At 41.2% G+C, this 11,366-nt stretch carries 11 protein-coding genes; 9 read left to right on the top strand and 2 right to left on the bottom strand.

Annotated elements, in window-relative coordinates; translation table 11 throughout:
- The first annotated feature begins 25 nt into the window (after nt 1-25).
- Nucleotides 26-535 (top strand): hypothetical protein, encoded by a 510-nt coding sequence (locus tag NTX44_05785; protein ID MCX6121111.1) that lies wholly within the window; start codon nt 26-28, stop codon nt 533-535.
- A gap of 6 nt (nt 536-541) precedes the next feature.
- Nucleotides 542-1,327 carry a DUF3800 domain-containing protein gene (locus NTX44_05780; protein MCX6121110.1) on the top strand — a complete coding sequence of 262 codons (786 nt, stop codon included), beginning with the start codon at nt 542-544 and terminating at the stop codon, nt 1,325-1,327.
- Between the two features lie 110 nt (nt 1,328-1,437).
- On the opposite strand, the gene NTX44_05775 is transcribed toward NTX44_05780, so the two are convergent.
- Complete coding sequence (locus tag NTX44_05775; protein MCX6121109.1) at nt 1,438-1,692, bottom strand: hypothetical protein; 255 nt, start codon at nt 1,690-1,692, stop codon at nt 1,438-1,440.
- 30 nt (nt 1,693-1,722) lie between these two features.
- Here NTX44_05775 and NTX44_05770 point away from each other — a divergent pair, with 30 nt between their 5' ends.
- From NTX44_05770 to NTX44_05740, 7 genes are all read left to right on the top strand, one after another.
- A complete protein-coding gene (locus tag NTX44_05770; GenBank protein MCX6121108.1) occupies nt 1,723-1,908 on the top strand; it encodes a hypothetical protein in 186 nt (61 codons plus the stop codon).
- Nucleotides 1,909-2,254: 346 nt separating this feature from the next.
- Nucleotides 2,255-2,587 (top strand): hypothetical protein, encoded by a 333-nt coding sequence (locus NTX44_05765; protein ID MCX6121107.1) that lies wholly within the window; start codon nt 2,255-2,257, stop codon nt 2,585-2,587.
- Nucleotides 2,588-2,594: 7 nt separating this feature from the next.
- Nucleotides 2,595-3,275 carry a hypothetical protein gene (locus tag NTX44_05760; protein ID MCX6121106.1) on the top strand — a complete coding sequence of 227 codons (681 nt, stop codon included), beginning with the start codon at nt 2,595-2,597 and terminating at the stop codon, nt 3,273-3,275.
- Nucleotides 3,276-3,418: 143 nt separating this feature from the next.
- Nucleotides 3,419-4,102, top strand: a complete 684-nt coding sequence (locus NTX44_05755) for a hypothetical protein (GenBank protein MCX6121105.1) — start codon at nt 3,419-3,421, stop codon at nt 4,100-4,102.
- Nucleotides 4,103-4,568: 466 nt separating this feature from the next.
- Nucleotides 4,569-5,069: a hypothetical protein gene (locus tag NTX44_05750; GenBank protein MCX6121104.1), complete on the top strand. Its 501-nt coding sequence runs from the start codon at nt 4,569-4,571 to the stop codon at nt 5,067-5,069.
- Nucleotides 5,070-5,081: 12 nt separating this feature from the next.
- Nucleotides 5,082-6,320: an ATP-binding protein gene (locus NTX44_05745; GenBank protein ID MCX6121103.1), complete on the top strand. Its 1,239-nt coding sequence runs from the start codon at nt 5,082-5,084 to the stop codon at nt 6,318-6,320.
- A 240-nt stretch (nt 6,321-6,560) separates the two neighbouring features.
- On the top strand, nt 6,561-9,209 hold the full coding sequence (locus NTX44_05740) for a DUF5916 domain-containing protein (protein ID MCX6121102.1): 2,649 nt from the start codon (nt 6,561-6,563) through the stop codon (nt 9,207-9,209).
- 113 nt (nt 9,210-9,322) lie between these two features.
- On the opposite strand, the gene NTX44_05735 is transcribed toward NTX44_05740, so the two are convergent.
- Nucleotides 9,323-11,332, bottom strand: coding sequence for a hypothetical protein (locus NTX44_05735; protein MCX6121101.1), 2,010 nt, complete (start codon nt 11,330-11,332; stop codon nt 9,323-9,325).
- Between the last annotated feature and the right edge of the window lie 34 nt (nt 11,333-11,366).

Below are 11,366 nucleotides of genomic sequence, written 5' to 3'. Positions count from 1 at the left end.
AACGCCCACATGAAAGGAGATATATATGAAAGACGTATTAAAGGCTACGTATGAATTATATGAAAACAAATTGCAAGACCTTTTTAACCAAGTGAGTGACGCAAAAAAGATGCTTAATGCTTTGGCGAAAGATATGGGAAATAACGAAATCCCATATCCTGATGTATCTACCGAATCATTAACCGGAAAAGTAAAGATCAAGCCAGACCAATTCTACAATCGTCCACTTGCAACAGCCGTGAGAGAATTCCTTGAATTCAAAAACGAGGCTACTCATTGGAATGAAATTGTTAAAGCCCTTAGGGATGGCGGATTTACTTTGGGAAAAACCAAACAAGCAGAAGACGAGGCAAGGCTTACTATTTTAAGGAATACAGCAAACTTTGTTTTAATTGGCGATAATTATTTTGGCTTAAAAGAAAAATATCCAGATTCCAAAAAAACAAAGAATGCTGACCGAAAGGACGACCCTAATGAGTCGCCATTGAAAAAATTAATTAGAGAAACAACCGAAGAGAAAGAGGAAAATAAATAGACCGCATTGCCCTATAAAATATACATAGATGAATCTGGAGATCATACTTATTCCGACGTTGAATGCGTTAGTAAACGCTACTTATCGTTGCTCGGAGTAATAATTAAAGACACAGAGCACCAATGTTTAGTGCAAAGATTTAACGCAATAAAAAAAGAGATATGGGCTGGAAAATCTCATTTAATTACGTTTCACAGAGACGATATAATATACAAGAAAAAACTGTTTTCTGTCCTTCTTGATAAACAACTTCAATCTAAGTTTGACAATCTGTTATTGGATTCGTTTTCAACAACAAACTTTAAAATGGTTAGCGTAACAATTGACAAGAAAAATCATTTGGAACAATATAAAACGCCTAACCATCCATACCATTATTGTACTGAGGCGTTAATGGGCAGATACGTGGGCTTATTAAGATTTTTACAGGACACGGGCGTTGTTTTTGCTGAATCGCGAGGCGAGAATGAGGACGCAATGTTACAAGATTCTTTTAATAGATTCTATCGCTACGGAAATATTTATTTTACACCCGAAATGATACAGAAACATCTGCTTTCACAAGAAATCGCTTTCTATCCAAAAATAGCCAACATCGCAGGACTAGAACTATCTGATATGTTGGCAAATCCGATAAAGCGATATGCGTTACATACAAAAGGACTGGAAAAACAAAACATATGTGGATTCACAGAAAAGCCTGTTGAAGCAACAAAGAAAAAATTCAATAAAAGATATACCGATTCACGGATAGAGGGATATGGAATGGTATATCTTTCTTGTATAAAATGAAAAACCCGCCTTTCAGCGGGTTCTTCACGGTATCCCATACGAGTTACCCTTGTACAACAAATGCCATATAATTATGTATTTTTTCTTTGTTTTGTCAAATTAATAATTAATTAATTTACGCCCGCCAATTCTATTTTATTCGCAAACAACGCGTACCCGTTCGGCACAATTTCGCCTTTTCGTAAATCCCGCACAACAACCCATCGCTCTCGATCTTCAATATGGCGGGCGGCTGGATTCTCGTAAACCTTAGCAATATACCACTTATCGCCGCCGTCCATTGTTTTAGCAAAACTGATTGCTTCCGGCTTTGATAAGCTATTGCTAATTGCAAACATTAATGTTTTATTGTTATCGTTCTTCATTTCTACCACACTTAATTAAAGGAGCTATCCATGACCATTCTTGAAGCAACCGTTGAAATCACAAAAGCCGCTATCGGTTCAGCTGGGGGCGCAAGCACAGCGACGAGTAATGCAACCCTATTAACCACCGTACCGTATAGAAAAGAGTTTCTCGACGGAATAAGCGCGCTCTACAAAAAGCTTTTAGACTTAGAAAGCGGTGCGTTGAACGCTTAATCCTTTTTAGATTTAATTAAAATTTCTTTACGATCAGCGCATCGGGGACAATATACAACTTGTACCATGTCGCCCTTCTTGTTTTCTATAATATTCCCTACGGGCTTATAGTCGTGATTCTCTGTACATTTCTTCATATTTGTTCCTTAAAGTGAAAAGACCCCACTACCATCGTTTTTGAATGATTGCTTAATTCCAAATAATCCTTAACTTGTAAGCAAACTTTAACGCAATAAACCTCCTTCTTGATAATGTCGTGAGCGACTCGTAAGAGTCTTTATTTTGCACTTTTATGTGCTTTACTAAATAACGGTATTATAATTTTAACCATATAAGGAGATTAACCATGGCAAAAGAAGTAGATGCGAAATTTCCGGGTGCGGAAAAACACGAAATTTCTTTGGACGAGGCAAAGAAGCATATCCAGCGCCACAAAAAAAATCCGATCCATCCCAAGCACCACGGTGGCTCGTTCGATCGCGCTGCAATAGATAAAATACTCGCCCAGACCGGTTGTAAGGCTTTACGCATTTATCATGGAAAAAATGAAGACGGGACACCTTCTTTAGTTCTTGTGGGTATTGATGCAGCAGGAAAAGATATGACAAAAGCGGTGATCATGGAAGGTATTCAACCGTGTCCGCCATTTTGCGACAAATCGAGCGAGCTGTTGGCATAAAATATTTATGCCAATTTCATTTTTTATTTGTCTTGATTTCATGAGTCTTGTTGGAGTTATTGGAATATTAAGGTTCAAACAATTAAGCACTCCATTACGATATATTGAAGGACACATTATTTATTCGGTTGTATCAGGATGGACTGAACATGTGTTAGGTAGTTATTATCATGTCAACAATCTATGGCTTATTCATTTTAATACACTTATAAACCTAACTCTTTTATTGGCGGCATTGTATTGTTGGCGATTTAGTAAATGGAATGGAATACTTCTTCGTTGGTCCCTGTACTCATATATAGTAATATGGATTGTTGGGAAATTTTCGTTTGAGCCATTGTCCGGTTTGGATGTATACTCTAATACTTTTGCACAGCTTATTCAGATTATATTTAGTGTCTGGCTGATGATGACCGTATTAAAAGATACTCGGATCGTATGGAAAAATGATTCGCGTTTTTGGGTTGCTTCTGGAGTCATAATCTATGTAACTAGTACTTTTCTATTGTTTGGATTCTTTAATGTTCTACTTACGTGGTCTCCACAAATGCTTAAAGTTATTTGGCATATAAATTGGTATGCAATTATTCTTACATTCGGTTTTTTCCTGAGAAGTTTTTTCTGCAAGCCAGAGAGGACTTCTCAGGATTTGGTAGTGGGTGCTACAGACGATTTACTAGTTCAATAGACCGGCTAACGCCCATATAATCTACCAATCACCAACAACTCATAAGGAATATGTGTCTTGATTGTTACAAGATTAGATACAATGGATAAAAGAAGAAGTAATCCACACAGATAATATCAAATGATGTGTTGGTTCGCTCATCCATGACAGTATATCAAGCAATAATCCTTGATTATATCATACAAGTATTTGTACTTGTAGTAGGACTTGTCGGTTTAATGAAATGGAAACAATTAACTAAATCGCTCCGCTTACTTGATTTTTATATACTATTTAGCTTCGTAATAACTGTCGTGGATGGTGTGCTGGGGTTTAATAATATTCGAAATTTGTGGGTGAATCATTGGTTCACCATCATTGGATTATTTCTTTATTCCTGCATCTATTATTCCTGGAGGCCGAGTAAACGATATGGCCAGCTTCTTTGGTTAGCGTTTCCTGTATATCTGCTAATCTGGATTATTGGGAAATTTACATTTGAACCGTTCTATTATGCTGACGTTTATTCCGGCGCTGTCTCGCAAATAATTCAGATGGTGTTCGGCGGGTGGTTGTTGTACGAAATATCAAAAGGATCCAATTTTGATTGGATTAAGGATTATCGTTTTCTAGTCGTTTCAGGAATTGCAATTTATGCAGCAGCGACTTTTTTTCTGTATACTTCGTTCAATTTGATGCTGACCTTACCTCGTCCAATTATGCGATTGATATGGAAGCTAAATTCAGTCTTTATTGTAATAGAACATGTCTTCTTCCTGCGTGGATTCTTATGTAAAACAGCTATATCTTCTGGGGTAATTTCGGAAACAGAAGTAATGGCAAAGTAGCAACGGTTGTTGCGTAAAAGGAAGAAAATGTCATACCCGTCCCGATTGATTATATCAATCGGGATTATAGGGTATCTTACACAAGATTCCCGTCCGACTTTGTCGAGATCTCGTTTCGATTTATTAATCGAAACGGACTTAAAATCCGCAGGAATGATAAGGTTACTATTTTTTAGCTTTGGAGATCGTTTGAAAACCTTTCCGATTGCTTAAAGCAATCGGAAAGGTAAAAATATTTATTAAAACAAATTATTATTAGAGTTACAAAACAAGTAATGTTAGATTCTCTCAATTGCCTTAAATGACACTATCTCAAATCGGAGTTACCATATTTAGTATTACTCTGATCTTCATGTGTATTGTAGGAATAATCGGTCTGTGGAAGTGGAGATATCTCTCCAAACCCCTCCGGTTGCTTGATATTTATATACTGTTTTGTCTCGCAAATGGTATTGTGGATATTGTAATGGTCGTTTCTAACATCCGAAATCTATGGATGATTCATTGGTCCAGCCTTGTCGAAATATCCCTTTACTCATGTATATATTTTCTTTGGAAGCCAAGTAAACGATATGGCGATCTGCTCTGGGCGGCATATGGTATTTATGTCGCGGTATGGATTATTGGGAAATTTTCATTTGAACCGTTCTATTTCAAGGATGTATATTCGGGAGCAGTATCACAGATTATTCAAATAGGTTTTGGTAGCTGGATACTTTTTTCCATTTCTAAGGAACATAAATTCGAGTGGGAGATAGATCCTCGATTTCTAGTGGTCTCAGGAATTATACTGTATGCATCAGCAGCGTTATTTCTTGATACAATGTACAATGTTATGTTGATCAATCTGCCGCGCCGAACGATGCAAGTCATCTTACTGTCAAATTTCTTATTTGGTATTGTTCAATACGTCATCTTTCTTCAAGCGTTCTTATGTCAGTCAAAATCAGCATCTATAAATGATTAAAAGATTACATCCATGCCCGATACCGCAATAAATATATTATGGACGATTGGTGTAGGGACTTTTGTGCTGCTCCTGCTTGCCGTGGGATTCATTATGGCAATTGTTCAAAGTAAGCGCAGGGAAATGATTGCCAAACAGCGGGAGTTAGAAGAACTTGCCAAACGCGAGCTCAAGTACCGCAATCTCTTTGAGAACTCACTTGCCGGCATGGTGCGCCTTTCTGCAGATTCGTGGGATGTGCTGGAAGCAAATCATGCATTATTAGAAATGCTTGGAGTGAAAACGCCGGAGGAAGTAAAACAAATATTTGGTGCAATCCCAATAGCAGATCGAGATCAAATTCTTACCACCCTTAAAAATCAAGGAACAATAAGGAATCTTGAAATTACGGTCCGGCGTTTTGATAATACGGAAGCATGCATTTCTTTTTCCGGCACTTTGTTCTCTGATGAAGGATATGTCGAGGGCGTTCTTATCGACGTGACGGAACGAAAACGCCTGGAAGCGAAACAACTGCGTGCCCATAGGATTGAAAGTATCGGTGTGCTGGCAAGCGGTATGGCGCATGATTTGAAGAATTTGTTGGTTCCCGTGAAGATGGCTGCAGAATTGTTGAAGCGGAAGAATGACGATAAAAACAGCCAATCCATGTTGACATCTATCGGGCATAGTGCTGAACAAAGCATCACTCTTGTTCAGCAAGTACTTTCCTTTGTTCGCGGTGTGGAGGGGCAGCATGTGCCGCTGCAAGCAGCTGATCTCTTGCGTCGAGTGCTGTCTGTGATTCAGGAAAATCTGCCATCCAATATAGAAGTTGAATGTAATCTCCAAAATAATTCGGCCATTGTACTTGGCGATGAAACGCAGCTTCGACAAGTGTTGGTGAATCTGATCAATAATGCAAAGGACGCCATGCCGGAGGGCGGCCGTCTCACAGTGGCATACACTTGTGAACAAGTGAATAAAACGATGGCTGAGGCGATTCCGAATGCTGTCGAGGGAACTTTTGTGGTTTGGTCCATTGCTGATACGGGCGTTGGTATTTCTTCAGAACATATCGAAAAAATATTTGAACCATTTTATACGACCAAAGAAATAAGCAAGGGAACAGGACTGGGATTATCGATCGTTGCTGGAATTGTAAAAGGACATAAAGGATTCATAACCGTCGAAAGTGTTATAGACAAAGGAACAACGTTTCATGTGTATCTTCCTGAATTACAAGACAGTCAATCTCTCTCCACGACGTAGCCCCACCGCCTTTAAATGGATATAAGGAAGTCTGACCAACGATGTGATTGATCCTTTTTCCAGTGAAATCTGAAACTTTAAAAAAAATGACAGGGAGAAGCTCTGCGTGCAACAAGAATGCTCCTTGTTTCGTATGCCCTTGTATCGTTGAGAAAAGGTACGAGCGATTATTCTCCCCCCCAACCTTTTCGACTAAAGACGAGTCTGATATATTATCATAAAAAAAAATGTAGGTATACGATGCGCCTTTTAGGATATTCTCTTCTGACACTCCTTCTTGGAGTTGTGGTTGGGTATGGCAACCCGCCTGATTTTATAAAACAAATCACCGCTGTTCGTGTAAAGGAACCCATAAAGATTGATGGAGTGCTTTCTGAGTCGATCTATCGACAACCAGGAATAAAAGAATTTTACCAAAAAGATCCAAATCAAGGAGAACCAGTGAGCGAACCGACAGAAGTGTGGGTCGCATACGATGACGAAGCGTTGTATATCGGCGCTATGCTGAAAGATTCGCATCCGGATTCTATCATTGCCCGCCTTTCACGCCGCGATAATAATGTGGGCGGCGATCGATTTGGTGTTGGAATCGATTCTTATCACGATAAACGAAATGGATATAAATTTATCGTTTCTGCATCTGGCACACTCATAGACGGAACTCTTTATAATGATGACTGGAGTGATGACTCATGGAATGGAGTGTGGGAAGCAAAACCGGTTTTACTACCGGATGGTTGGTCGGTTGAAATGCGAATTCCTTTTTCCCAACTTCGTTTCGAAGAACAGGAGAAGTATATATGGGGAATCGCTTTTGTACGGGAGATAGGAAGAAAGAAAGAAGAGTCATACACTGTCTATACTCCGCGCAACGAAAGTGGATTCGTGTCGCGAATGGCAGAACTTGTCGGCATTGAACATATTACTCCTCCTTCCCGCTTTGAAGCCACTCCGTATATGACAGGGCGCGCTGAATACTTGCAGCACAAATCGGGAGATCCATTCAATTCAGGTTCAAAATACAAACCTGATTTTGGTGCTGACTTCAAACTTGGTCTGGGGAGCAATCTGACACTCGATGGAGCGGTCAATCCAGATTTTGGCCAGGTCGAAGTTGATCCGGCAGTTGTGAACTTAGGCGATGCGGAAACATATTATGATGAGAAGCGTCCATTTTTTCTTGAAGGCATGAATATTTTTTCTTTCGGTCAGGGCGGAGTCAGCAACTATTGGTCTTTCAACTGGTCTAATCCCAGTCTCTTTTATAGCCGCCGGATTGGCCGCGCTCCAGAACGGGGACTTCCGGAAAATGACTATGCTGATGTTCCGCTCGGTACCCGGATATTAGGTGCAGCGAAGCTGACCGGAAAAGCGTTCAACGGATGGAATGTAGGAATTATTGAAGCGGTCACAAACCGGGAATATGCGCAAGTGGTTACATCGGGTATTCAAAGAGATTGGGAAGTAGAGCCATTGTCTTCCTACACAGTAGCACGTGTGCAGAGAGATTTTAATGATGGAAAACAGGGAATTGGCTTGCTTGCAACATCCGTGCATAGATTTTTTAAAGATGATGGTGTGAGATCTGCTGTGAACTCTGATGCGTTCATAGGTGGGTTTGATGGATGGACTGCCTTTGATTCTGGAAAAGTATATATGATTTCTGGGTGGACTGTATTCTCGCGAGTCGCAGGAACAAAAGAACGGATACTCGATCTCCAGCAGGGATGGCCCCACTATTTTGAACGACCGGATGCAAGCCATCTCTCGATAGATAGTTCTGCAACCTCGATGAGCGGCTTTGCCGGCCGCTACACATTGAATAAGCAGAAAGGGAGATGGATGTTGAATGCGGCATTGGGTTTTGTGAGTCCCGGTTTTGAATCCGGCGATCTCGGGTATCTCTCAAGGACTGATGCTATAAATTACCATGTTGGGACAGGGTATAAATGGAACGACCCAACGCCGTATTATCGGGATATTGAAGTACTTGGCTCATATTTTGCCAGCAGTGATTTTGGCGGAAATCTTACCTGGCGGGGACTTTGGGGAAAAATATATTATCAATTTCCAAACTATCATTCTTTTGAATGGTATTATGACTATGGATTTGAAAGTGTTGACAACCGGCGAACACGCGGCGGCCCGTTGATGTTAAATCTTCCGGCATACGAATATGGTGTGAATTATTACACAGACAATCGCAACGATTATATTGAAGAAGCATACTGGTATGCGTATGAAGGCTTTGATGGATTTTATCATAACCTCAGTTTGTATCTTACGATGCGTCCCTCTTCGAATGTGTCAATTACCATTGGACCGGGATATACATTGCATTCGAATAAAGCGCAATGGGTTGATGTTTTTTCAGATTCCTATGCTACGGCAACCTATGGGAAGAGATATATATTTGCTGATTTGCATTACAAAGAATTGTCTGCACAAATTCGCGTCAATTGGACATTAAGTCCAACCTTAAGCTTCCAGATGTTTGTTCAGCCCCTCTTCGCAAGTGGAGATTATACAAACTTCAAAGAACTCGCGCGTCCCCGGTCGTTTGATTTTAATGTCTTTGGACAGAACGGGTCATTGTTTGCTGATTCCTCCTTCAGCGATGGAAGCCGCAAAATATATCTTAGCGCGGCCGGTTCCCCATTGACGATGTCCTTGGATCATCCAAATTTTAATAGAGTTTCATTGCGTGGGAATGCAGTGTTGCGGTGGGAGTATATGCCCGGTTCAACTTTGTTTTTTGTGTGGACGCAAAGCCGATACGATAATATGCTCGATGGCGGATTCAACATGCGTAATTCGTTTGATCGTCTTGGTAGTTCTATTGCAGATAATATTTTTATGATAAAGCTTACCTATTGGCTGGGGAGCTGAGCAGTTACCATCTGCTGTCTTCGCAAGGTCTCATAAGAAATATGGCGATTAAGCGAAGAGTAAATACAAACCTGATCTCTCTTCGTCAGCGAAATATCGGAACAATATGGATATTACTTCCTGTAATCTTTTAGTGCTTTGAAAGTCGCTTCGAGCAACGCTTCGGAACTTATCGGTGAACCTGTCGCGTTCTTCATCCAAAGATCCGGAGAAATACATCCTGCTTTGACTATCCGTTCGATCTCTGGACCGATTTTAGGTTTTCCTTTCAGAAATACCTCAAGCTGATGGGAAATCAAATGACCAATGGCATAGTCTGGGGTGTAGAGAAACGAATGGATGATATGTGAATAGACTGCCAGCAACACGACATCTTTCTTCTTGAAGATCGGTTCATAATACTTATTCCAAACATCCTTTGCGATCTGTATTATTGCGCCCTTGACTTCGGCAGGTGTTGCTTTAGGATGAGCATACATCCAATGCCAAATTCCCATGTCTACCAACGAGACACCGGATATTTCATACATTTGCCAAAAAACATTGAGGACTTCAAGTGCTTCATCTTCTGCTGTGGGAGATGAGAGGCCTAGTAATTCAAGATCACGCCGTTGAAAAATAAACGCGATTGCCTCAGTAAATGCAGTATTTGGGACGCCATTCAGGAAATAATGATCGATATCGTTTAGGGAAAGTGTTTGTTCAACATTATGCCCCATTTCATGAATTGCAATATTGAATCCCTTATAATCCATTCCGTCTTTGCCAACTCGGGTGCGCAAATGTGCCTTCGCGGATTTCATAGCCGCTCCAGCCGCATGTCCTGAACCGCGGGCCGGATCAACCACGATATTATTGGCGAGATATATAGCCCGTTCTTTACTGAAGCCGAGCTTTATCAACATGTTCGGGATGTCGGCTTTGTAAGCATCAACAGTCGGATATCGTCTCTTCACGATCTCATCCAATTGCGCTTCCGAGTATTGTCCATGTGCACGAAAACCATTATACCAAATGTCGTAGGGTTCGAGCGGACGGCCCAGACGTTGTTCAATGATCTTGGCAATCTTCGATACCATAGGTGAACTTAACACTGATTCCAACATGGCCTGCACGCGTGTCTCCGGGATTTCGCGGTTCTCATCAAAACGTCGTGCGATTAACGTCGGTGCGCTTGGAGAATAGGGATCGACTTTTACGGATGCCTGAAACGTCTGCAGGAGCGTAGCATAGCGTGTATCGGGCTCGGGGGTATTGGAAATCGTACCGCCAGCTTTTTCCAGCGCGTCTACATCTTTTATTGTGGCAGGTTTTACTTCATTGGTAAAGGGATTCCAATCGACATTGGGATTGTTCACTACTACTTCCGGAATGGTTTGTGTCACGATCCGTTCCATGACCTGCTGGATCATATTTTGTTTCTGGAGGCCGGTCTTCTCATCTGAATAATCGGACTTGAGTTCATCGCGCAAGTTCCAATGTGACAGCAGTCGCATCTTAGGGGGAAAAAGTCGGTTTCCATTTTCATCGATCAGATGGTGCATATAGATGTTGTAATCGGCAATATATTGTTCCGCTCTCGCAGATGCCTCAGAAACCGATTGGTTAACTTCGGCTGGAATGCGTTTGGAGAAATATTGCGCAAGCCGTACTTCTGCCCATTGCTGGCGCGACCATTGTTCACCGTACGCCAGGCGCTCTTCGAGTGTTGTGAGCGGGAAGTTCAGCAAGACCACGAATGCCAATTTGTTATTGAAAAAATCGTCGATGATATGTGCCCCGGGTGCATAGGCACCGAATATCTCATCAAAGTGATAAATTGTCCCGAGATCGAGATCCGATTGCTGTCGGAATGCCAGCCCGATCTCATTCATATGTCCATAGAGTTGCTCCATCAGGCTCTCAAACCGGTTGAACATTGCCATGTGGGTTGTGGAGTCGCCGGCGAAATTTGACCCAATAAAGTTCTGAAAGATTTCGTTACTTCCATCTTCTTTATGCCAAAATCCAGCTACCTGCTTTATTCCTTTGAGCTGGGCTGGTGAAGCGGTTTGTGCGGGAAGTGCAGAATTCATCAGACAGACCAAGAACACAATAGAAATGGATCGTTGAATGGTGGACATAGAGACCTCCGATACAATATATATATGTGAAGGG

This window comes from Ignavibacteriales bacterium (assembly GCA_026390575.1).
Lineage (GTDB): Bacteria > Bacteroidota > Ignavibacteria > UBA10030 > UBA10030 > Fen-1298.
This window is presented reverse-complemented; position numbering and strand designations above follow the sequence as displayed.